Here is a 24323-nt window from a genome sequence, read left to right as displayed (position 1 = left end):
AGGCTGCGGCGCGTTCGCAGAAGGGAGGATTTTGACATGAGTGCAACAGATCAAACCCTGGGAGGTTTGAGCGGGCCGGGGATTCTCGACCGCGAGCGGATTATCGCCAAACCCGGATTTAACCGCTGGCTGGTGCCGCCGGCGGCGCTAGCGATACATCTGTGTATCGGCATGGCCTATGGCTTCAGTGTGTTCTGGCTGCCGCTGAGCCGTGCTTTGGGTGGTGAAACCGCCGCTGCCTGTGCGGATATGAGCCTTTTAACTGCCTTGTTTACCACCAGTTGCGACTGGCGTGTGGCAGATCTCGGCTGGATTTATACGCTGTTCTTTGTTCTGCTCGGCTGTTCCGCTGCGATCTGGGGCGGCTGGCTGGAGCGGGTAGGCCCGCGCAAAGCCGGTTTTGTTTCCGCGCTGTGCTGGTGCGGCGGTATGGTGATTGCCGCTTTCGGCGTGATGACCCACCAATTATGGCTGATGTGGGTTGGTGCCGGTTTCATTGGCGGTATCGGTCTTGGCCTTGGTTATATTTCACCGGTTTCCACATTGATTAAATGGTTCCCTGATCGCCGCGGTATGGCGACCGGTATGGCGATTATGGGTTTTGGTGGCGGTGCCATGATCGGTGCGCCGCTGGCTGATCTGCTGATGGAACATTTCAAAACACCGGATTCCATTGGTGTCTGGCAGACATTTCTGGTGATGGCCGCAGGCTATTTCGTATTCATGATGGGCGGTGCCTTCGGCTATCGTATTCCGCCTGCAGGCTGGAAGCCGGAAGGTTGGGTGGCACCGCAAGCTAAGAAAGCGATGATTACCAGCCGCCATGTGCATTTGCGTGATGCGCACAAGACCCCGCAATTCTGGCTGATCTGGGCAGTGCTGTGCCTGAACGTCTCTGCCGGTATCGGTGTGATCGGTATGGCGTCACCAATGTTGCAGGAGATTTTCGGTGGTCGTCTGATCGGTGAGGCAGGGCTGACTTTCACAGAACTGAGTACAGAGCAGAAAGCTGCAATTGCTGCAATTGCAGCCGGTTTTACCGGTCTGATCTCGCTGTTTAATATTGGTGGCCGTTTTTTCTGGGCTTCCCTGTCTGACCGCCTTGGTCGTAAAGCCACTTACTTTACCTTTTTCGCACTTGGCATTGCACTTTATACATTGCTGCCGACAGCCGCGCATATGGGCTCGGTCACGCTGTTTGTGGTGATGGTCTGTATCATCCTGTCGATGTATGGCGGTGGTTTTGCGACTGTGCCTGCCTATCTGGCGGATATTTTCGGCACGCAATTTGTGGGCGCAATCCACGGACGTTTGCTGACTGCATGGGCAACGGCGGGTATCGTCGGGCCGGTTGTGGTGAATTATATTCGTGAGTTCCAGATTGCTGCCGGTGTGCCGCGCGCGCAGGTCTATGATTATACGATGTATATTCTGGCGGGCATGCTGGCGCTTGGTCTGATTGCAAATTTCTTCATCAGACCGCTGGGCGATAAATGGTTCATGTCGGATGCGGAAGTTGCCAAACTGCAAGCAGCCACAAAAGCGGAAGCGACAGGGCCGAGCGGTTCCTTCGGCATCGGCACAGGCGGCTTGGATGCTAAAGCTGCTCTTGCATGGGCCGCTGTGGGTATACCAATACTCTGGGGTGTGTGGACAACCTTTGAAAAATCTCTGATCCTGTTCCGCTAAATCTGAGACTTCAGGTTGATTGAAAACTCCGGCAGCAATGCCGGAGTTTTTTATTTCCCCATAAATTTCAATAACTTTCTTCGAATGAATAGCTATCGAAAAGAGTGGTTTTGAGGATTTTTATGCAATGTTGAACAAAACTATTCCGTTTTGGTATAGGCAGTCGGAAATTGCATTGGCCTTGAAAGCTGTTCACTGCCTATAAATTTCACGTCTGAAATTAAAAAATAAATGCCGCAAAGAGGCAAATCAATTCAGACGCAAGAGTGGTGAACGGAGTGCTGTTTCAATAAACAGCAGCAGGAGGATGGGCCGTGGCAGAATTGCGTCAGGCGCGTGACAGCTTTCGTCTGAAAGTCAGCGATATTCATGAAATTGCGGTTTATGATTATGGTAATCCTGACGGGATTCCGGCGATATTTTTGCATGGCGGGCCGGGTGCCGGTGTATCAGCCAAGCAGATTGCCAGCTTTGATCTTGATACCTATCGCGTGATTACACTTGATCAGCGCGGTGCCGGACAATCGACTCCCGTTGCAGAATTGCGCGAAAATACCACGCAGCATCTGATTGAAGATATTGAACGCATTCGCGAGCATTTCGGTATTGAGCGGTGGCTGGTTGCCGGTGGCTCATGGGGCTCCTGCCTGTCACTGGCCTATGGGCAGGCACATCCTGAACGCTGCCTTGGCTTCCGCATTCACGGGATTTTCCTTGGTGATCGCGAAGACAGTGACTGGTGGTTCCACGGTTCACGAACGATTTTTCCTGATTACTGGCAGGAATTTGCAGAATTTGTGCCGGAGGATGAACGCGGCGATCTCTTGAGCGCCTATTATAAGCGTCTGACCTGCGGTGATCCGGTGGTGGAACATGCTGCGGCGCAGAGTTTGCGCGGTTTCTCTGCCCGCACTCAGACTTTGGAACCAAGCGCCGAGCACGTCTCGACATTGTTGCAGAGTGATGCGGCTTTAGCTGTTTCTCGTATTTTCACGCATTATTGCATGAACGGTGCCTTCATGCCTGCCAATGCACTGCTGGATAATCTCGACCGTATCCGCCATCTGCCTGCAGAAATTGTGCAGGGGCGTTATGATACCGTGACCCCGATGGTGACAGCATGGAAGCTGAAAACCGCATGGCCGGAAGCCAATTTCACCATTGTTACTCTGTCTAATCATCAGTCGACAACCGGCCCTATGGCTGGCGCTCTTGCCGATGCTTCCGAGCGTCTGGCTAAGGCCGTCAAAGCACCGGTTCACGCATAATTTTCTTTTAAAATAACGGGCAGCTTCATGTTTGATACACTGAAATCCGATCCTTCCGCCGTTGCGATGTCCTCCTATACGGAGATCCGCAAAGCCGTAAAACCGGCCATCTCACCGGATGGCGAATTGCTGGCATTTTTGAGCGATGCAAGCGGTACCGCACAGGTCTGGATCAAGCGGCTGGCCGGTGGCGAAGCGAAGCAGCTGACCAATCTGCCGGAACCTGTCGGCACACTGTCTTTCAATCCGAAAAGCCGCGATCTGCTGATCAGTACCGACTGGGGTGGTGATGAGCGTCATCAGTTCTGGCTGATTGAAAATGCGGAAGGTGAGCCGCGTAAGCTGACCACTGACGCAACTGTGGTACATGGCTGGGGCTGCTGGTCACCGGACGGCACGCAGATTGCCTATTCCGCCAATTATCGTGACCGCACCCACATGGATCTCTATGTGATGACGGTTGCGACAGGTGAAGCCAAATGTGTTTATCAGGGCACCGGCTGGCGCACTCCGGCAGCTTTCACACCGGATGGTGCAGCACTGCTGGTCAATGACTGTACCCGCGCCATGACGGATCAGAATTTCTGCCGCCTTGATCTGGCAAGCGGCGCTTATGAAGATATGCTGCCGCATCAGGGACGCGCTTCCTATCAGGCTGCAAAATTCCTCAAGGATGATTCCGGTATTCTGCTGATTTCCGATCAGGGACGTGATTATTCCAGTGTGATGTTCAAAGCCCACGACAGCAATGAACTTGTTGAAATTGCCGGTTTTGAAAAACAGGATGTGGAAGCTCTGGCTATTGCGCCGGATCAGCAGAGCGTGGCGCTGGTGCTCAACCGTCAGGGCTGGAGCGAGATCGTTATCATTGACCGTCAGGGCAAAGTGCAGAAATCTCTGCCAACGCCGATGCCATGCGTCATTGCATCTGTGGCATGGACACAGGATGGTTCCGCACTGGTGATGCCTGCGGAAGGTGCGGCAACCTCCGGGGATATCTGGCGCTGTGATGTGGCTACAGGCACCTATAGCCGCCTGACCGATGCGCCAAAGGCAAAAACCGCTCTGCCGGACTTTATTGAGCCGACAGTGACCAGTGTTGCGAGCTTTGACGGATTGGATGTTCCTTACTTTGTCTACCAGCCGACAGTTGCTGCGCCTGCGAGCGGCTATCCGGTGATGATCATTGTCCATGGTGGCCCTGAAGCCCAGTGGAAGCCTGATTTCCGCGCCGATATTCAATATATGCTGGCACGCGGCATCATGGTGGTTGCACCGAATATTCGCGGCAGCACCGGCTATGGCCGCCCTTATCAGCATCTTGATGACCGTGAATTGCGTATGGACAGCGTGGCTGATCTCAAAGCTGTGCGTCTGGCTGTGGGTAATCGTGCGGATGTTGATGACAGCCGTATCGGCGTGTTTGGCCGTTCCTATGGCGGTTTCATGGTGCTGGCTGCACTCACTGAATATCCAGATTTGTGGAAACTCGGCGTGGAATATTACGGCATCGCCAATTTCCTGACCCTGATGGAGACCACCGGCCCGTGGCGCAAAGTCCTGCGTGAGGTGGAATATGGCGATGTGGCGACGATGAAAGATGCGCTGGAACGCTTCTCGCCAATTCACAAAATGGCTGAAGTACAGGCACCGCTGATGGTGGTGCACGGGCTGGAGGATCCGCGCGTAACGCCATGCGAGAGCGAGATGGTTTATTCCTGCCTGCGCGGCTTGGGTAAGCCGGTGGAAATTCTGCGTATTGCGCATGAAGGCCATGGTTTCGCGCGCATTGAAAACCGCCACGCAGTGTTTGATGCGCTGGGACGTTTCATCGACGAAAACCTGTAAAACAACACGGTTTCAGGAACAGGTGGAGGCCTGTTTCCTGAAATTTCTTTGAGTTTTACGCATTATCCTACGCAAAACCGCTTCACACTTTTGCTGGAAATGCTTTGAAAATATTATGTAATTTGGGAGGAACACCATGAAAAATGGTGAGGTGATCTGGGATCTGGTTGATGCGAAAAAGCGTGAGTTCGAGGAACTCAGCGACCGCGTTTGGGGTATGCCGGAAATTGCCTATACGGAATATAAATCCTGCGCCGAGCATACTCAGATGCTGCGCGATCAGGGCTTTAAGATTACGGAAAATGTGGCCGGTATTCCGACTGCCGTGATCGGTGAAGCCGGTGAAGGCGGGCCTGTTATCGCTATCCTTGGCGAATATGATGCATTGCCGGGTCTGTCTCAGGAAGCTGGTATTGCTGAACCGCGTCCGATTCCGGGTACAGGCCATGGTCATGGCTGCGGTCATAATATGCTGGGTTCCGCAGCGCTTCTCGCAGCAACGGCTGTGAAAGACTGGCTGGAACAGAACGGTAAAAAAGGCCGTGTGCGTTATTACGGTTGCCCTGCGGAAGAGGGCGGTGCTGCCAAAGCGTTCATGGTGCGCGCCGGTGCTTTTGACGATGTGGATATTGCCATTTCATGGCATCCGGCTTCGTTCACGCAAGTGGATGATGCCCAGTCGCTTGCCAATACGCGTATGGACTTCGAATTTACCGGCCGTGCATCGCACGCTGCTGCTGCACCGCATCTCGGCCGTTCTGCTCTCGATGCGGTTGAGCTGATGAGCGTTGGCTGCAATTATCTGCGCGAGCATATTCCGGCGGATTGCCGTCTGCATTATGCCTATCTCAATGCCGGTGGTATTGCGCCGAACGTAGTGCAGGCCAAAGCCAAAGTCCGTTATGCAATCCGCGCAACCGATCTGCCGGGCATGTTCTCGCTCAATGAGCGTGTGAAAAAAGTGGCGCAGGGCGCTGCAATGATGACCGAAACCACGGTCGATATTTCGATCATGAGTGCGGTGTCTAACCTGCTCGGCAATACGCCGCTGGAAATCGCAATGCATTCCAATATGGAGCGCCTCGGTGGCGTACCGTTTGATGATGCTGATCGTGCTTTTGCTGCAGAAATTCAGACAACTCTGTCGGCGGAAGATATTGAAACTGATTACCTGCGCGTTGGTCAGCCTTTTGCTGAAAATGCACCGCTTTGCGATTATGTACTGCCACGTGAACAGACCGGCGTGCCGATGATTGGTTCTACCGATCTGGGCGATGTCAGCTGGGCGGTGCCGACTGTGCAGGCGCGTGTTGCCACCCATGCGATTGGTTCACCTGGTCACTCATGGCAGATCACTGCGCAGGGCAAAATGCCGGCCGCGCATAAAGGCATGGTCTATGCGGCTAAAGTTATGGCCGGAACCGCGCTGGATGTGATGCAGGATGAGAGCATTCTCAACGCTGCCAAGGCTGATCATCAGGCACGTATGGCAAAAACACCTTATACCTGCCCGATCCCGCCGGAGGTTAACCCGCCATTGCAGCCGCGTCCTGCTGAGTAAAATGGCTGAGTAAAATCAATCGGCATGGCGGTGATCTGCCGCCATGTCCTTTATCAACGCAAATAATGATAAACAGGGGATAAAGATGAAGACCAATAAATTTTTGAGCCGCAGTTCTGCATTCGCATTGCTTGCCGGTACTGCCGCTATGGCCAGTGTTACATTGGCTGCAACATTTGCATCGGAAGCTGCTTCACCGCCAAATGCGCTGGTGATGGCATGGAATATTGATGCGATCAGCACTTTCGATCCGGCACAGATCGGCGAAGTGGTGAGCAATGAAATTATCCAGAATACCTGCGATCCGCTGGTTGATTTTGACCCGAAAGATGAAACCAAAATTCTGCCGCGCATGGCTAAAAGCTGGGACGTGTCGGACGACGGTTTGCAGATTACGTTCCATCTGCGCGATGACCTGAAATTTGACAATGGCGAAAAAGCCACGGCCGGTGATCTGGCATGGTCGTTGCAGCGCGTTGTGAAACTGGGCTTCGGTAATGCTGCGACACTGACCGAATATGGTTTTGTCAAAGAGAATGTTGATACCGCGATTACAGCGCCGGATGATCATACTGTCGTCTTTAAGCTCGATAAGCCGTATCCGGTTAATCTCATCCTGTCGGCAATTGCCGCGAACCGTGTTGCCACAATGCTTAATCAAAAAGTACTGATGGCCAATCAGGTTGAAGGCGATATGGGCAACAAGTATCTCGCCACCCGTACCGACTGTGTGGGCCCTTACAAGCTGATGCGCTGGAACCCTGCGGAAGTTGTGCTGTTGCAGGCCAGTGATAATTATTGGGGTGAAGCACCAAAGCTGAAACAGGTTCTGATCCGTCACGTATCGGAAGCCGGTACCCAGCGCCTGCTGCTGGAAAAAGGCGATAGTGATATTGCCCGTGATCTGACACCGGAAGATCTGAAAGATCTGGAAGCACAGGATAAGGTTGCCGTTTCACGCGCTTTGAAACCGACCTTGTTCTATTGGAACTTCAACAATGCCGACCCGATTTTCAACAATGAAAAAGTGCGTCTCGCTATGCGCTATCTCATTGATTATGACGGTCTGGCAAAGACTGTAATGCACAATGTCGGTGTGCCGCGCGCAAGTTTTGTGCAGCTTGGTGCTTTTGGTGCGCTGGATGAAAAAGAAGGCCAGCCATTCACTCTGGATGTGGAAAAAGCCAAAGCACTTCTGGCTGAAGCCGGTCATCCGGATGGTTTTGAAACCACCATGTTTATCGGTACCGCTCCTTATGCAGCCCCGATTGCCCAGAGTATTCAGGATGCAGCGGCTAAAGCCGGTGTGAAAATCAAGATCGAACGCATGGCCAATGCCCAGCTGTTCAGCCGTATCCGTGGCCGTGAATTCCAGACCTCGCTGATGGGCTGGGCGACCGGCGTGCCGGATGCGCATGGCAATGCCTCGCGTCAGATTTTCAATCCGGATAACCGCATGGAAGCCAAGCAGACCATGTATCCGAGCTGGCGCGCGAGCTATTTTGATGAGGCCGTGAACAAGCAAGTCGATGCAGCCTTGTTTGAAAAAGATGAAGCCAAGCGTGCCGAGCTTTATCATGCCTTGCAGAAAGAGATGATGGAAAAAGGCCCGCAGGCCTATATGTTCCAGATCTATAATGTTGCCGGTATTAACAAGGGTATCACGAATTGGGAGTGGAACGGTTTCCGCACCTATTATGATACAGCCGCTAAATAACTGACCGCGAAAGACCTGCCGCTTGCATTGCGGCGGCAGGTAACTTCCGGAATTGATATTCCGGCATTCAGTCAGGTTTGCAGCACATTTTCTTTATTTTACCGGCACCTTTGCGGTGCTGAAAGCCCTGTGCTGCAAATTCTCCTTTTCCCGATATTGACGGAAACATTGCCATGACGACGCCCGAAACTTTGCAAGATACGGAGTTTGACAATGAGGTCTATCATGAACCTCATCCCGTTCTTCTCTTTCTCGCCGCCGCCGCACGCCTGATCATTTCCGTGGCGATTACGCTGCTTGGTCTGGTCACGCTGACTTTTTTCATCAGCCGTCTTTTGCCGCTTGATCCGGTGATCGCGATGCTGGGGGATAATATCTCTCAGGAAGCCTATGATACGATGTATCGCAAGCTTGGTCTCGATCAGCCGTTGATCGTGCAATATGGTCTTTATATTAAAAATGCCGTGATGTTTGATTTCGGCAATGCGCTGACCTCCGGCCGTCCTGTGCTGGAAGATATCGGCCGCGTATTCCCTGCCACCATTGAGCTTGCAACCGTTGCGATTATCATCGGTACCGGTTTTGGTATTCCGCTCGGCGTGTTCTCGGCAATGTATCGCAATTCGCCGCTGGATCATCTGGTGCGTATGCTCAGCCTGCTCGGTTATTCCACGCCGAATTTCTGGCTCGGTCTGATGGCGCTGCTGGTATTCTATGCCGGTCTTGGCTGGATCGGTGGTCCGGGTCGTATTGATTTCATTCATGAGTTTTCAGTCGAGCCGACAACCGGTTTCCTGTTGCTCGATAGTGCGATGCAGGGGCAGTGGGAAGCATTCGGCAATGCCTTCAGCCATATCATCATGCCTGCGCTCATTCTGGCTTTTGGCTCCATGGCCTATATCAGCCGTATGACCCGCGGTTTTATGATCGAGCAGCTCAATCAGGAATATATCATCACTGCCCGTGTGAAAGGCCTGTCATGGTCGCGCACTGTCTGGGGACATGCATTCCGCAATGTCGCCGTGCAGGTGGTGACGGTTGTTGCACTGTCCTATGCGTTCCTGCTCGAAGGTGCAGTGCTGACAGAAACCGTGTTCGCATGGCCGGGTTTTGGCCGCTATCTCACCAATGCTCTGATGGCCGGTGACATGAATGCTGTGGTCGGCTGTACGCTGATCGTGGGTATACTCTTCGTTGTCATCAATCTGATCAGCGATCTGCTTTACCGCGTCTTTGATCCGCGTACACGATAGGTGCTCTTATGACTGATACTTCCAATTCCGCACCTAACACTTCGTCATTCCGTGAATGGCTGCGTGCGCCGGTGCCTTCTTCCGCCCTTCAGGCCAATGTGCAGCAATTGCGCCGCTCTTGGCTGAAGCTTCTGACCAATACATCCGCAGTTTTCGGCCTGTTCGTTATTCTGCTGCTGGTGGCTGTGGCGATCTTTGCGCCCTATATCGCGCCTTATGATATCGGCGCCAATAATCTGGCCAACCGTTTGCAGCCGCCGTCATGGACGCATTATTTCGGCACCGATGAGCTGGGCCGCGATATTTTCAGCCGTCTTGTCTATGGTTCGCGGATTACGCTTTATATCGTGACGCTGACGGCAATTATCGCTGCACCAATCGGCCTGATTGTCGGCACCACTGCCGGTTATATGGGCGGCTGGGTTGATACAGCGCTGATGCGTATTGTTGATATTTTCCTTGCATTTCCAAGTCTTGTTCTGGCGCTGTCTTTTGCAGCGGCGCTCGGACCCGGCATTGAAAATGCAGTGATTGCGATCTCGCTGGCTGCATGGCCGCCGATTGCCCGCTTAGCGCGTGCAGAAACTCTGACCATCCGCTCTTCCGACTATGTGGCTGCCATTCGCTTGCAGGGTGCTTCCACCATGCGTGTGATCTGGCATCACGTTGTGCCGATGTGTATCCCGTCTGTGGTGATCCGTATCACGCTGAATATGTCATCAATCATTCTTACAGCCGCAGGCCTTGGCTTCCTTGGTCTCGGTGCGCAGCCGCCAAGCCCTGAGTGGGGTGCGATGCTCTCCAGCGGACGTGAATTCATGATGACCTCGTGGTGGCTCGCAGCCATGCCTGGTTGTGCCATTCTGCTCGCCAGCCTTGCCTTCAACCTGTTTGGTGATGGTCTGCGCGACGTGCTTGACCCGCGTAACGGATAAGAGGAACGGATAAATCAAATGACCAAACCTCTGTTAGAAGTTGAAGACCTGTGGGTGTCTTTTCCGGGTGTTGATCGCTCAATCGATGTGGTGCGTGGCATCAGCTTTTCCATCGGACGCGAGAAAGTCGGTATTGTAGGTGAGAGCGGTTCCGGTAAATCCATGACCGGTCGCTCGATCCTCAAACTGACCCCGAAGGCAGCGCAGATCAAAGCGAAGAAACTGCAATTCGGTGATGTTGACTTGCTGGGTGCCAGTGAGCGCCAGATGCGCTCGGTGCGCGGCAATAAAATCTCGATGATTTTGCAGGATCCGAAATATTCGCTCAATCCGCTGATCCGTATCGGCGACCAGATTATGGAAGCCTACCGGCTGCATCATCGGGTGAATAAGCAGGAAGCCCGTCAGCGCACACTGAACATGCTGGAAGCCGTACATATCCGTGATGCGGAGCGGGTGATGAATCTGTTCCCGCATGAGATTTCCGGCGGTATGGGGCAGCGCGTGATGATCGCAATGATGCTGATCCCTGAACCGGATATGATTATCGCCGATGAACCGACCTCGGCGCTGGACGTCACGGTGCGCCGTCAGGTGCTGACCGTACTGGATGAATTGGTAAGCCGTTCCGGCACCGGACTGATGTTTATCAGCCACGACCTCAATCTGGTGGCGGATTTCTGTGACCGCGTGCTGGTGATGTATGCCGGTCGCATTATGGAAGATCTGCCTGCCAAAGAACTGCACAAAGCACAGCATCCTTATACGCAGGCTCTGCTTGCCAGCCTGCCGCGTCTCGACCATCCGGTGGATATGCTGCAAGTGCCGGAGCGTGATCCGAGCTGGCTTTCAGGTGCAACCCTCAGCGGAGGTCAGAAATAATGGCGGATATTATGAGTGAGAATACAAAGCCGCTGGTGGATGTGTCTGATCTGTCTGTCAGCTTTGGCAAGGGGCGCAAGCGCTCGACAGTGGTCAAGAAAGCGCGTTTCCACATTGCCCGTGGTGAGGCCTATGGTCTGATCGGGGAATCCGGTTGCGGTAAATCGACAATCCTGCGCGCATTGGCTGGCCTGATCCCGCATTATACCGGCAATTTCAGTTTTGACGGTACATTGCTGTCCGGTGAGCGGGACAAATCGTTCTTCCGCCGCGTGCAGATGGTGTTTCAGGACCCTTATGCCTCGCTGCATCCGCGCAAAATGGTGCATAAAGTGCTGGCGGAATCTCTGACCATTCATGGTATGGATCGTAAGGAAGAGCGTATCCGTGATGTGCTGACAGCTGTCGGACTGGGGCCGAGTTTCATGTATCGCTATCCGCATGAATTGTCAGGCGGTCAGCGTCAGCGTGTGGCAATTGCCCGTGCACTGATTATCGAGCCGGAAGTGCTGTTGCTGGACGAGCCGACCTCGGCACTGGACGTTTCTGTTCAGGCGGAAATTCTCAACCTGCTTAAAACCCTGCGCCGTGAACGCGGTCTGACTTATCTGATGGTCAGCCATGATCTGGCGGTGGTTGCGCATATCTGTGAACGCGTCGGTGTGATGCATAAAGGCATTATTCTGGAGGAACTGACGGCAGATGATCTGCGCCAGTCCCGTGCCAGCGCATCTTATACGCAGGAATTTTTGCAGGCCAGCGTTGAGGCCGTGGCGCATAATTAAACTGGGGGAAGAGCTATGAGTTATCAGCATGCAGCCAATCCGGCGGCTGAGTGGGAGCGGGTGCAAAATCCTGCCCAGTCCGGTTGGTCTGAAGCGGGTTTGCAGGCGGTTGAAGCCTGCGTTGAGAGCCAGGAGACCGATGCATTGATGATCGTGCAGAGCGGCAAGATCATCTACACCTATGGTGATGTTACTCATAAATATCTCTGCCATTCGATACGTAAAAGCATTCTGGCCGCTCTGATGGGACAGGATGTGGCGGATGGCACAATTGATCTGAGCCTGACGCTTGAGCAACTTGGCATCGATGACAATGACGGTCTGAGCGAGGTTGAAAAACAGGCAACAGTCTATGATCTGCTCACCGCACGTTCCGGTATTTATCATGCAGCAGGCTATGAAACACCGTGGATGCGCATGATTAAAGAGAAGCGCCATTCCCATGCACCGGGCACCTTCTGGTGTTATAATAACTGGGATTTCAATGCGCTGGGTACAATCTTTGAACAGCTGACTGGTAAAACTGTGCATCAGGCTTTTGAAGAGCGTATTGCCAAGCCGCTGCAGTTTGAAGATTTTTCACTTAGTGGTGATAAGCCGGATGGCTGGCATGATCGTTTCACCGAGAGCCGTCATGCGGCCTATCCGTTCCGCCTGTCGACACGCGATCTGGCACGTTTCAGCCAGCTATACTTACGTCATGGCCGCTGGAATGGTGAAGACGTTCTGCCTAAAGGCTGGGCGCAGGAATGCGTGATGCCTTATTCCGATGCCGGTGCGCGCGGTGCCTATGGCTATATGTGGTGGCTGGAGCGGGACGGTGTGTTCTTCCCCGGTGTTGTAACCCCTAAAGGCAGCTATGCAGGCTTTGGCGCAGGCGGACATTTCTGCATTACCATTCCGGCGCTGGACATGGTGATTGTGCATCGGGTGGATACGGATATTGCCGGTCGCCAGCTCAACCGGCACAAATTCGGCCGTCTGCTAAAACTGATCTTCGACGCATTTCAGGGGTGAGGGAAATGCGGGAGGCGAAAATGACGGTTGCCGGAGCGATTGCGCAAGTTTGTGCAAAGCCGGTAACCAGTGCAAAGGCGCGTCTGCTGGCGCGTGATGCGATTATCGACACGCTGGCCTGTATGGTTGCGGGGCGTGAAGATGCAAGCACCAAAACAGTGTTTGAGGCTTTTGCCCGGACCGGCTGCGCGGGAGAGGCGCTGCTGGTGACCGGTGCAAAATCGAGTCCGATTGTGGCGGCGCTGGTGAACGGCACGGCCGCTCATGCGCTGGATTATGACGATAATTTTCTGCCCGGTATGAGCCATGCTTCAGCGGTTATCGTTCCGGCTTTGCTGGCTGTTGCGGATTTTGAGAAAACGTCCGGTGCGCAACTGATTGATGCTTATCTGGCGGGCCTTCAGGCGCAGGCACTGATTGGCGATGGCGTTGGTCAGGCGCATTATACGGCAGGCTGGCATGGTACCTCAACCATTGGCAGCATCGGCACTGCCGCAGCAGTGGCACATCTGCTCGGGCTGAATGACGAGGCGACTGCAAGGGCAATCACCATTGCGGTCAGCTATGCTTCCGGCACCAAAGGTCAATTCGGCACGCTGATTAAACCATTCCATGCGGGCATGGCGGCACGCAATGCGGCGGAGGCCGCATTGCTGGCCAAAGCGGGGATGCAGGCACAACCTGATATTCTGGAAGGTGCGCAGGGTTTTCATAGCCTGTTTGCCGGAGATCAGCGCCGTGGCTGGAAAGCGGAAGCGATCATCGCTGACGCAGAGCATATTATTGAGACCGCTGGGGTGATGCCGAAGAAACATCCGTGTTGCGGTTCAACCCATCTGATCGTTGACGGTTTGCTGGATCTGATGCATGAGCACGATTTCACGGCAGAGGATGTGGACAGTATCGAGGCATTGGTTGGTATCGCCAATTACCGTAATCTGACCTATCCGCAGCCAGTCGATGAAATGCAGGCACGTTTTTCCATGCAATATTGCGTGGCGAGAGCATTGCGGCAGGGACATTTAAGTCTTGCTGATTTTACGCCGCAAGCTGTGCAGCACTATGCAAGTGATGCCTTGCTGAACCGTGTGACAATGCTGAGCTACAGTGCGGATGAAGAGCGGATTGCACAGGACAAACTCCCGCATGTTGTGACCGTGAAATTGCATGACGGGCGCGTGCTAACAGCATCGCGCAATTATGCTGTCGGTGGCTTACAGGAGCCTTTCACCGATGCTGACCGCCTCGGTAAATTCATGGATTGCTGCGGGGCATCGGATAATGCTGCCGTTGTTTATGAAGAGCTTCTGGTACTGGACGATGCAAAAGACCTTAAGGCACTGAAATTCTTATTCAGTTCTGCCACCAGTTAATGTCTTTGGCGGCGAGTGCTGATGCGCGCCGCCAGAAACGCTCGGCATAATCCGTGCGAAAACGCTGCGAGCGGTAGACGCGGATTTCCACATCCAGATCATAGTCCTGAACGCCTGCACGCACCAGAATGCCGCGTTTCCATTCATCCGGCATCAGGCTTTGCGGAATCCATGCCACGCCCTGACCGGAAACCGCCATGGCCTTCAGCCCGACGGCCATGCCGTTTTCATAGACCATATTCAGATTGAGGCCGCGGCGCTCCACAAGCGGATCGAGAACCTGTGCAAAGAATGTTGTATCGCGATACCGCAGATATTCTGTCGGCAATGTATGGTTGCCCAGCCGGTGCAGAGGTTCGCCGGCGGCATCTGCCGCTGATACCGGTATTACCTTTTCATGCCCGAGAGACAAATAAGGAAAATTTCTCAGATCCTCCATCTGGCTGACCAAGGGATGAGCATAGGTCAGCAGAAAATCGCAATTACCATTGAGAAGTGTTGAGACATTGCCGAGAAATGAGGGATGCGGATCGGAGAAACGGGTGCGGAAATTATCGCCGTTGCTTTCAATGCGTGCCATCAGCGCCGGAAAAAAGGTGAGCGACAGGGTGTTGAGTGTCGCAAAAGACAGCACTTCCATCATCGGCGTATAGCGGGCGCTCAGCTCATCTCTGGCATGAGTGAGGAGGCCGACCGCATCATGCGCACGGAGCAAAAAACTCTGTCCGGCAAGGGTCAGACGAATAGGATAGGTGGAACGGTCGATCAGCGGTACGCCGACCCAGGCTTCAAGCTGCCTGATCCGGCGTGACAGCGCGGATTGAGTAACATGCCGCTCATTAGCCGCGCGGGAGAAATTTAAATGTTGTGACAGGCAGAGAAAATCTTCGAGCCACTTCAATTCCATAGAAGCATTCCGCACTAAGCATGCCGCAGTTAAATGCTGTCATTTAACGCCCGCGCACATGCGATAAACTAAAAAATCCAGAGCACTTGCGGTGGGTGCAATCAAATACAACATGCTCCGGCACTTCAAACGTCTTAAAGACTTGTTTCCTCTTTAGAATAAAAACCGGTCATGGTCATCCAAAATTTATGATACTGAATTAGTGATACAGCATGTATTGTCATATCTGATCTGTAAAATGCTTTTGCTTCTGTTGTCCTGACTGCGCGTCTGACTTGACAAGAGTCTCCGGACAAGTTTCATGGCTGAATCAAATTTAATTGACCGGAGAATCCCGATGTCGATGCGTACTGTCTTTGCAGGCCTGATATTGTCTGCTGCGCTTTCACTGTCTGTTCAAGCTTCCATAGCCCAAACTACTACGGCACAGACTGCTCAAAACGGAACAAGGACGATTGAAACAACGCAAAACGGTGATTATCCCGGTTTTGATCTGCGCACAGTGAAGGATGTCGGCCTTGACCAGTGTGAGAATATTTGTCTTAAAGATGAGGAGTGCCGTGCTTTCACCTATAATGTGAAGGCGAAATGGTGCTTCCTGAAGTCTGATTATAATCAGCTCAATGCTTTTGAAGGCGCAGTAGCGGGTAAAGTGCTGGATGCTGCCGCTGCGGAAGCGGAATTGCCCGCACCTGCACCGATTACCTTTGTTCCAGCCAGTGTTCTGGATGAGGCGCGCACCTATCGCAATAAGCTGAACAGCGGCGAAAAACCTGCCGGTGATGTCAGCAAATTGCTGCGCGCTGCCCAAAGAAATTACGAATCCGGCAGTGTTTCTTCATCCGTGATTGATTTTGCCAGTATTGTGCCTGCTGCAAAAGAAAACAGTGCTGTCTGGATGGGATTGAGCCGCGCGACGCTTGGTTCTGCACAAAGCAATGATGCCAATTGGCAGATCAAACGCGCTGCCACATCTTCGGCTATTATTGCCTATCAGCTCAGCCGTACGGTTTCTGACCGTGCTGAAGCTTTGAGCAATCTGGCCAAGGCGCTGGAATTGCGCGATAATTTCCGTCCTGCTATCGACAGTTATAAAGCCAGCCTCGCGTTGCAAAATTCGGCTGCGGTCAGTGCCGCTTATGAAGACCTGCGTACACGTAAAGGTTTCCGCGTGGTCGATCATACGGTGGACAGCGACAGCGCCAATCCGCGTGTTTGTATCCAGCTTTCAGAAACGCTGATGAAAAGCGGCATTGATTACGCTTCTTTCGTGACTGTTGATGATGCAAGCCCGAAAGGTCTGGAAGCCAAAGAAAAGCAAATCTGTATTGAAGGTTTGCAGCACGGTAAAAATTACCGCATCGGTATCCGCTCCGGTCTGCCTGCCGCGATCGGTGAAATGATTGAAACACCGGTTGCGCTTAATATCTATGTGCGTGACCGTGCACCGACAGTACGTTTTAACGGCGATGCTTTTGTGCTGCCAAGCACCATGCGCCGCGGTATTCCTGTTGTCAGCATCAATGTCAAAACTATTGATCTGGAAGTCTATCGTGTGGGCGAGCGTGCTCTGACCCAGTCGATGGATGGTATCAGTTTCTTCGGTCAGCTTGACGGCTATGCCACATCGCAGATTGTCAGCTCGCTGGGTGAAAAAGTTTACACCGGCAAGCTGGATGTTGAGAGCGAGCTGAACAAAGAAATCGTCTCATCCTTCCCCGTGGATGAAGCGCTGCCGAAGCGTAAGCCAGGCATCTATATTATGACAGCCAAGGCTGAGGGTGACCGTTCGGAATATTGGTCATCGCAGGCGACACAGTGGTTTCTGGTGTCTGATACCGGTCTTGCAACTTTTGCCGGTGAAGATGGTCTGAATGTTTTCGCCCGTTCCCTTGCAACAGCCAAGCCGCTGAGCGGCGTTGAACTGCAATTGCTGGCGGCGAATAATGAAGTTCTGGGGACTGCAACAACGGATGGTGATGGTCGTGCGACTTTCACAGCCGGTCTGATGCGCGGCACAGCAGCGATGGCGCCTGCCATTCTGACCGCACGCTCCAAGGGCAATGGCGATGAGGAAGATTATGTTTTCCTCGATATGAAACGTGCCGGTTTTGACCTCTCTGACCGTGGTGTAACCGGTCGTCCTGCACCGGGTGCGCTGGATGTTTACGGCTGGACGGAGCGCGGTATTTACCGCACCGGTGAAACCGTTCATGCCGCTGCGCTGGTGCGTGACGGCTCAGCGAAGGCCGTTGAAAATCTGCCGCTGACATTCTCTTTCCTGCGTCCCGATGGTGTGGAAGACCGTGCGATTGTCAGCACCTCACAGGCTGCCGGTGGTCATGCTGTGGAATTGCCGCTGGCAGACAACGCCATGCGCGGTACATGGACATTGCGTATCCTGAGCGACCCGAAAGCCACCCCGCTGTCAGAAAAGCAGTTTCTGGTTGAGGATTTTGTGCCTGATCGCACAGAATTTGATCTGACTTCGGATGTGAAGGAAATTCAAGCCGGTGATGTGGCTGTGGTTAAAGTTGACGGCCGCTATCTTTATGGTGCACCTGCCGCCGGTCTGACACTGGAAGGCGAAGTCAATATTCGCCCGACACGGACATGGGATCTGTTCCCGAAATATGTTTTCGGTCTGGCCGATGAGGATCAGCCGGAAGATACACGTATTACGCTGGATGATCTGCCGGAACTGGATGAACAGGGCAAGGCCGAAATTCCGGTACTGCTGAATGATCTGCCAGCGACAACACAGCGTCTGAACGCGGATATTGTTGTGCGTATGCGTGAAGGCGGCGGCCGTGCGGTCGAGCGTAAGCTGACTTTGCCGGTTGCATCCGACAGCGCCATGATCGGTATCAAGCCGGAATTTGACGGCGACAGCCTGCCTGAAAACAGCAATGCACAATTCTCGGTGATTGTCAGCGATGCTGATGGCAAGCGCGTGGCCGAAGAAGGGCTGGAATGGACGCTGGTTAAGGTCGAGCGCCAGTATCAGTGGTATCGCAGCGGCAGTTCATGGAACTATGAGCCGGTGAGCTATACGAAGAAAGTTGCCGACGGCACTGTTTCTGCTGATGAACAGACTGCAGGCAGCATTCAGGTGCCTGTGGAATGGGGACGTTATCGTCTTGAGATCGCGACCTCTGACCCTGACGGCCCGCAGACCAGCATTGAATTTGATGCCGGTTGGTATGTTGAAGCACGCTCGACTGAAACACCGGACGGTCTTGAAGTTGCGCTTGATAAAGATATTTATAAAGACGGCGAAACCGCAAAGCTGAAAGTCTCTCCGCGTTTTGCCGGTGAGCTGCTGGTCACTGTCGGCGCTGACAGTCTGCTGATGACCAAAACCGTTTCGGTTCCTGCTGAGGGTGCAGAAGTTGAAATTCCGGTCAGCGGTGAGTGGGGTGCCGGTGCTTATATTACCGCAAGCCTTTATCGTCCGGGCGAAGCACAGGAAACCCGTATGCCTGCCCGTGCCATCGGTATCCGCTGGCTGGCTGTTGATCCTGCAGAGCGCAAGCTTTCAGTGCGGATTGAAGCGCCGGAGAAAACCGAACCGCGTCAGGCTCTGACTATACCGGTTTCAATCGGCGGTCTGAAATCCGGCGATCAGGCTTATGTCATGATCTCGGCTGTGGATGTGGGTATCCTCAACCTCACCAATCACAAACCGGCCGATCCGGCTGGATGGTATTTCGGTCAGCGTCAGCTCGGTCTCGAAATCCGCGATCTTTACGGTCGTCTGATTGACGGTTCGCTCGGCACGATGGGTCGTCTGCGCACCGGTGGTGACGGCGCGCAAATGGCCGCTGAAGGCTCGCCGCCAACCGAAAAACTGGTGGCATTCTTTGCCGGTCCTGTTGAGGTTGGTGCCGATGGCAAAGCCAATGTCAGCTTTGATATTCCGCAGTTTAACGGTACTGCGCGCATCAGCGCTGTAGCCTGGACAAAGACGGCTGTCGGTAATGCGCAGTCGGATGTCATCATCCGTGATCCGGTGGTTATCACTGCCGCTCTGCCAAAATTCATGGCACCGGACGATCAGGCACAGTTGCGTCTTGATATTGCCAATACGGATGGCCCTGCCGGAAATTACACTGTGAGTGTGGCCAGTTCCGGTCTGGTTTCTGTACCGCAGGAACAGGCACCGGCATCTGTGACACTGGCACAGGGCGAAAAGAAATATCTGACACTGCCGCTGAAAGCTGAGCGCGCAGGAACTGAAGAGCTGACGGTACAGCTGACCCATGAAAGCGGTCTGAGTATTTCGCAGGATCTGATCCTGCCGGTGCGTGCATCGTCTTTGCCGGAAACGACCCGCAAGGAAGTAACACTGGCTGCAGTTAACGGTTCTCTTGTTATCAATAAAGAACTGCTTGCCGGTCAGCGTATGGACGGCGCTTCAGTCAGCATCAATGTTTCCAATGCATCCGGCTTTGATATTCCGGGCTTGCTGACATCGCTTGACCGTTATCCTTATGGCTGTACCGAACAGACAACCAGCCGTGCCTTGCCATTGCTCTATATGAGCGAACTGGCCAAGCAGGCCGGTATGCCGATGCAGGACAGTGAAGAAGAACTGCACAAGCGTATTCAGGAAGCCATTTACAAGGTTCTGAATAATCAGTCCTCTTCCGGCAGTTTCGGTCTCTGGTCGCCGGATAGCGGTGATCTGTGGCTTGATGCCTATGTGACAGATTTCCTGACCCGCGCCCGCGAGCAGAGGTTTGATGTGCCGCAGCAGCCGATGATTTCGGCACTGGATAATCTGCAAAATGCACTGTCTTACGATGTTTCGATCAAGGATAACGGCAATTCGATAGCCTATGCTTTCTATGTATTGTCGCGTAACCGCCGTGCATCCATTGCCGATCTGCGCTACTACGCGGATACCCGTCTGGATGAGTTTGAAACGCCGCTGGCACGTGCTCAGCTCGGTGCAAGCCTTGCCCTTTATGGTGACGGTGCACGCTCCGAAAAGGCTTTTGCTTCGGCTTTCCGTCTTGCCAATAAAGGCAATATTTCCTGGGCGCGTTCGGATTACGGTTCGAACCTGCGTGACGGCGCGGCCATTCTGGCTCTTGCCGCAGAAAGCCGTCCGGTACCAAGCATTGTGCCGGAACTGGTGAAAGTGGTTGGCGGTCTGAGCAATGAAACGCGCTATACCAGCACGCAGGAGCAGGCATGGTTGTTGCTGGCTGCCAAGGGGCTGAAGGACGAAGATGCCAATCTGACCTTGCTGCTCAATGGTGAGGCCCGTCAGGGTGCGTTGTCTGAACGTCTGACAGGTGAACAGCTTGAAGCCGCGCCGGTGACTGTCGGTAATACCGGTGACAAGCCGGTGACTGCTGTGATTACGACTGTTGCAGCGCCGGTGGAAGCACCACCGGCAGGCGGTGATGGTTTCAGTATTGGCCGCAGCTATTACACGCTCGACGGTGAAGAGATCAGTGTTTCTGAAGCGAAACAGAATGAGCGCTATGTGGTTGTTCTGAAAGTAGCTGAATCGAATAACTGGGCTTCCCGTGTGCTGATAACGGATTTGCTGCCTGCCGGATTTGAAATTGATAATCCGCGCGTTGTGAACAGTGCGGATCTGAGCAATTTTGGCTGGCTCGGTGACACGACCGTTGCTCATAGCGAATTTCGCAGTGACCGTTTTGTTGCGGCATTCAACAGCAGCGGCGGCAATGCCCGTGAATATACGGTCGCCTATATTGTGCGGGCGGTGACACCGGGCACTTATGCGCATCCGGCACCATTTGTGGAAGATATGTATCGTCCGCAATATTTTGCCCGCGGTGCAGCCGCTATGATGCAGGTGCAGCCTGCCAATTAAGCAGTTGTGAAAGAGCAATGAAAAAGCCCCGCCTGATTGTTTCAGGCGGGGCTTTTTGTTTTTTATCGTGTCAGAAAACGGATGATGAAATCGGCAAAACGACTATAAGGCGGGTGCAGATAATCAGTCGCCGCGGGATTATATTTTCGCAGCACCGGCATGGCTTTGGAGAAAGTTTTGAAACCTTCCTCACCGTGATAATGCCCCATGCCGCTCATGCCCACGCCGCCAAATGGCAGGTCTGCACAGGCGAACTGATAGAGCGTATCATTAATACACACACTGCCTGCCACAATATGTGTAAGCGCAGCCTCAATGGTCTCATTACTGTTGCTGAAACAATAGAATGCCAGTGGCCGGTCGCGGCTGGTGATAAAACCAATGGCCTCATCATAGGTGCGGTAGGTTTTTACCGGCAGTAACGGGCCGAATATCTCTTCCTGCATAATGGCGCTGTTTTCATCCGGATTGATAATCAGCATCGGCGGGAGAATATGATATTCTCCGGCTCTCTGTGTGTCGCTCAATGTCAGGAGCGGAATGGTCTTATGGCCACGGATACTGGCATCATCCAGCAAATGGGTGAGGCGTTTATACTGACCTTCATTGATAATGGCGGTGTAATCCGGTTGCCGGTCGAGCCCCGTATAGCGACGGGCGGTCTGGCTTTTGCATTCTGCGATAAAAGCTTCCAGCATATTCTCCGGCAGCAGTACATAATCCGGCGCAATACAGGTTTGTCCGGCATTGAAGAGTTTGCCCGTCAGGATGCGGCTGACACTTTTAACAAGATCGGCATCGGGGGCGATCAATGCAGGCGATTTACCGCCAAGTTCCAGAGTGACCGGTGTGAGATTTCGGGCAGCTGCGGCCATGACTTTTTTACCGACCGCGCCGGAACCGGTGAAAAACAAGTGGTCAAAGGGCAGGGCAGAAAATGCTGCGGCGATGTCCGCACCACCCTGAGCGATACATACACGGTCGGGCGGGAAAATTTCCTGCAACAGGCGGCTGAGATAGGCATTGGTATGCGGGGTATGTTCTGAAGGTTTCAGATAGATATGATTACCCGCCGCAAGTGCAGAAACCAGTGGCGTCAGGGAGAGATTCACCGGATAGTTCCACGGGGACATGATGCCAACCACGCCCAGCGGCACATGTCGTATTTCTGCTCTCGCAGGCCAGAACTGCCATCCGGCTTTGCGCCTTTGCGGCTTCATCCATTTTCTGAGATGGCGCAGACAGAAGTCGATTTCCTTGAGCACAATCACGGCTTCGGCCATCATGCTTTCATGGGTGGAGCGATGCCCGAAATCGCGCGATATTGCTTCGGCCATCTGCGGCAGGCTGGCCTTAAATGCGGTGCGCAACCGCAACAAATCTTCACGGCGCTGCCGCTCATCAGGGCGGTTTTTCAGCCATGCTTCACGCAAAATCGCAAAATTCGTGCTCAGTTGCTCAGTCATTTGTGTCCCTTAAAACAGAACGGGCAAAGCACCATTGCGCTGCATAATAGGTGCCAAGTACCCAGACCGGATTCAGCGGAATATCAAAACGAAAACGCCCGTAAGCCAGAATACTATCACTGATAACAAAGAAGATGCCGCCAAAAGCCGCAATCTTGGCTGCCTGTTTTGTGCTGCGGTCGGCGATTGTCATGTTGATAGCGCGGTTGAGTGCCAGTGCAGCCATCAGCGCCAGTGCCACTGCATAAATAGCGACCGGAATATGCATGCCATCAGGCAGGCTGCTCCACAGACCGGAAATAATCAGCAATGCAATGGCTGCAAAGCCGATAAAGACAGCGGGTTTGAACGCAGCATGATCGGATAGTAATGCATAAATATAGGCGCAATGGGTGAGCAGAAAGCAGATCAGCCCCGCCATAAAATAATCTTGCGGCAGCATGAGGAAGAAATCACCGCCAATGGCAAAGGCCAGCCCGAGCGCAATAGCATTGCGATAATGGCGGGATGCAGGATGCTTAATCTGCAAAGTCAGAAACAGCAGGAAAGCCGTAGCCGTCGGCTTGGTCAGATAATGCAGCCAGCGCCATTCAGGGCTGAGTGAGCTGCCAAGCAATGCGCCCGCAATTGCTGCTGTAGCGAGTACAACATAGATCACTGTTGCAGCATGATGATTATTGATTGTCTTTGATGTGTCCCCGACAGCCATGCGTTTGCTTCCCCCTCCGGTCAATACAGTTAGTTGACCTGAACGTAAACTGCTAGCTTGGCAGAGTAGCGCAAATCTGCATTGCTGCAATCACAATTACAGTCATGCATTGTGATGTTTAGAGGAGGGACGGTGTTATCGGGCTTCGGGCGCGTCCGGTTGTGTGCCATAGGCCGCGAAGAACATATTCACTGCGGATTCCACATTATAGCAGATTTGTTCTGTTGTCGGTGCCTCTTCCATATAGGCGAACAGCCGCTGGCGATATATGCCTGCGAGAAACAGTTCTGCCAGCTGATAGGCGGCATGCTGCACGTCCGGCACACGGATAATGTCTTGCTCGGCCAGTTTTTCAATATAGGCCTTCAGCACCATCAACCCGCGACGCGGGCCGCGTTCATAGAAACGCACACCCATTTCCGGTTTCCGCTCTGTAACACCGAGAATAGTGCGCTGGGCGCTGATAACCATATCCGATGTCACAAGTGTAACGAGCGCCACACCATAGGCAATCAGGCTCTCTTTGCTGGACAGCGTATCGCCGTTAATTGCACCAATCTGTGAAAATAAAACGCTGCGATGTTGCTCGCAAAGCGTTTCAAACAATTCGTCTTTGCTTTCGAAATAAACATAGATCGTGCTTTTGGACACACCGGCTTCACGGGTGATGTCATTCATACTCGCAGCATCAAACCCCATGCGCAGAAATACATTTTGCGCACCGTCCAGAATTTTCTGACGCTTTGCCGGATCTTGTCCGGCGCCGTGACGGCCATTCTGTCCTTGTTTGGTGTCTGTCATATCTGTGTGTTTCCGCTTATGTGCCGACGATAAAAATTATCAATTCGAACCGATCAGTGCGATTTCAATTGATATGCCGTCTCTCTTGCTTTATGTCAACATCGAACCGATCGGTTTGAAGGGTTGTGTGACTCCTGTAAGGAAGACAGAAGCAGACATCACTCTTAGTCCGGTTTCGGTTCTTTTTTAAAATTCTCCTTACCGGGATAATCAATTCAATAAAGTTTATTGGCAGTACGGCCTGTTTTTCTCAGAAAG

Annotated in this window: 16 protein-coding genes; 12 read left to right on the top strand and 4 right to left on the bottom strand. The window is 53.2% G+C overall.

Annotated elements, in window-relative coordinates:
• The first annotated feature begins 36 nt into the window (after nt 1-36).
• The 11 genes from F7P81_RS14565 (at nt 37) to F7P81_RS14515 (ending at nt 14328) form a co-directional block, all read left to right on the top strand.
• On the top strand, nt 37-1689 hold the full coding sequence (locus F7P81_RS14565) for an OFA family MFS transporter (protein WP_151160086.1): 1653 nt from the start codon (nt 37-39) through the stop codon (nt 1687-1689).
• 314 nt (nt 1690-2003) lie between these two features.
• Nucleotides 2004-2957, top strand: a complete 954-nt coding sequence (gene pip, locus F7P81_RS14560) for a prolyl aminopeptidase (protein WP_151160085.1) — start codon at nt 2004-2006, stop codon at nt 2955-2957.
• 27 nt (nt 2958-2984) lie between these two features.
• Nucleotides 2985-4805 carry a S9 family peptidase gene (locus F7P81_RS14555; protein WP_151160084.1) on the top strand — a complete coding sequence of 607 codons (1821 nt, stop codon included), beginning with the start codon at nt 2985-2987 and terminating at the stop codon, nt 4803-4805.
• A 136-nt stretch (nt 4806-4941) separates the two neighbouring features.
• Nucleotides 4942-6366 (top strand): M20 family metallopeptidase, encoded by a 1425-nt coding sequence (locus tag F7P81_RS14550; RefSeq protein ID WP_151160083.1) that lies wholly within the window; start codon nt 4942-4944, stop codon nt 6364-6366.
• A gap of 85 nt (nt 6367-6451) precedes the next feature.
• Nucleotides 6452-8083, top strand: coding sequence for an ABC transporter substrate-binding protein (locus F7P81_RS14545; RefSeq protein ID WP_151160082.1), 1632 nt, complete (start codon nt 6452-6454; stop codon nt 8081-8083).
• Between the two features lie 173 nt (nt 8084-8256).
• Nucleotides 8257-9336, top strand: coding sequence for an ABC transporter permease (locus F7P81_RS14540; protein ID WP_116088846.1), 1080 nt, complete (start codon nt 8257-8259; stop codon nt 9334-9336).
• 8 nt (nt 9337-9344) lie between these two features.
• Nucleotides 9345-10271: a nickel transporter permease gene (gene nikC / locus F7P81_RS14535; protein WP_075657018.1), complete on the top strand. Its 927-nt coding sequence runs from the start codon at nt 9345-9347 to the stop codon at nt 10269-10271.
• Between the two features lie 18 nt (nt 10272-10289).
• Nucleotides 10290-11153, top strand: coding sequence for an ABC transporter ATP-binding protein (locus tag F7P81_RS14530; RefSeq protein ID WP_022712534.1), 864 nt, complete (start codon nt 10290-10292; stop codon nt 11151-11153).
• Nucleotides 11154-11164: 11 nt separating this feature from the next.
• On the top strand, nt 11165-11938 hold the full coding sequence (locus tag F7P81_RS14525; RefSeq protein WP_151160081.1) for an ABC transporter ATP-binding protein: 774 nt from the start codon (nt 11165-11167) through the stop codon (nt 11936-11938).
• A 15-nt stretch (nt 11939-11953) separates the two neighbouring features.
• Entirely contained in the window at nt 11954-12955 is a 1002-nt protein-coding gene (locus F7P81_RS14520) for a serine hydrolase domain-containing protein (protein ID WP_151160080.1), read from the top strand.
• Between the two features lie 20 nt (nt 12956-12975).
• Nucleotides 12976-14328 (top strand): MmgE/PrpD family protein, encoded by a 1353-nt coding sequence (locus tag F7P81_RS14515; RefSeq protein WP_170265295.1) that lies wholly within the window; start codon nt 12976-12978, stop codon nt 14326-14328.
• Here F7P81_RS14515 and F7P81_RS14510 read toward each other — a convergent pair.
• Nucleotides 14309-15235 (bottom strand): LysR family transcriptional regulator, encoded by a 927-nt coding sequence (locus F7P81_RS14510; RefSeq protein ID WP_116088843.1) that lies wholly within the window; start codon nt 15233-15235, stop codon nt 14309-14311. The genes F7P81_RS14515 and F7P81_RS14510 overlap by 20 nt on opposite strands.
• 337 nt (nt 15236-15572) lie before the next feature.
• Here F7P81_RS14510 and F7P81_RS14505 point away from each other — a divergent pair, with 337 nt between their 5' ends.
• Entirely contained in the window at nt 15573-21089 is a 5517-nt protein-coding gene (locus F7P81_RS14505) for an alpha-2-macroglobulin family protein (RefSeq protein ID WP_246176144.1), read from the top strand.
• 62 nt (nt 21090-21151) lie between these two features.
• On the opposite strand, the gene F7P81_RS14500 is transcribed toward F7P81_RS14505, so the two are convergent.
• The 3 genes from F7P81_RS14500 to F7P81_RS14490 form a co-directional block, all read right to left on the bottom strand.
• A complete protein-coding gene (locus tag F7P81_RS14500) occupies nt 21152-22555 on the bottom strand; it encodes a coniferyl aldehyde dehydrogenase (RefSeq protein WP_151160078.1) in 1404 nt (467 codons plus the stop codon).
• The gene (locus F7P81_RS14495; protein ID WP_151160077.1) at nt 22548-23264 is read right to left on the bottom strand and encodes a lysoplasmalogenase; all 717 of its coding nucleotides are present in this window, start codon (nt 23262-23264) and stop codon (nt 22548-22550) included. The genes F7P81_RS14500 and F7P81_RS14495 overlap by 8 nt, the downstream gene beginning before the upstream one ends.
• A 135-nt stretch (nt 23265-23399) precedes the next feature.
• On the bottom strand, nt 23400-24065 hold the full coding sequence (locus tag F7P81_RS14490; RefSeq protein ID WP_151160076.1) for a TetR/AcrR family transcriptional regulator: 666 nt from the start codon (nt 24063-24065) through the stop codon (nt 23400-23402).
• Nucleotides 24066-24323 lie beyond the last annotated feature (258 nt).

Origin of the sequence: Pseudochrobactrum saccharolyticum (assembly GCF_008801715.1) — a bacterium.
GTDB lineage: Bacteria > Pseudomonadota > Alphaproteobacteria > Rhizobiales > Rhizobiaceae > Pseudochrobactrum > Pseudochrobactrum saccharolyticum.
The sequence above is the reverse complement of the archived record's forward strand: the minus strand, read 5'-3'. Positions and strand labels throughout refer to the sequence as shown.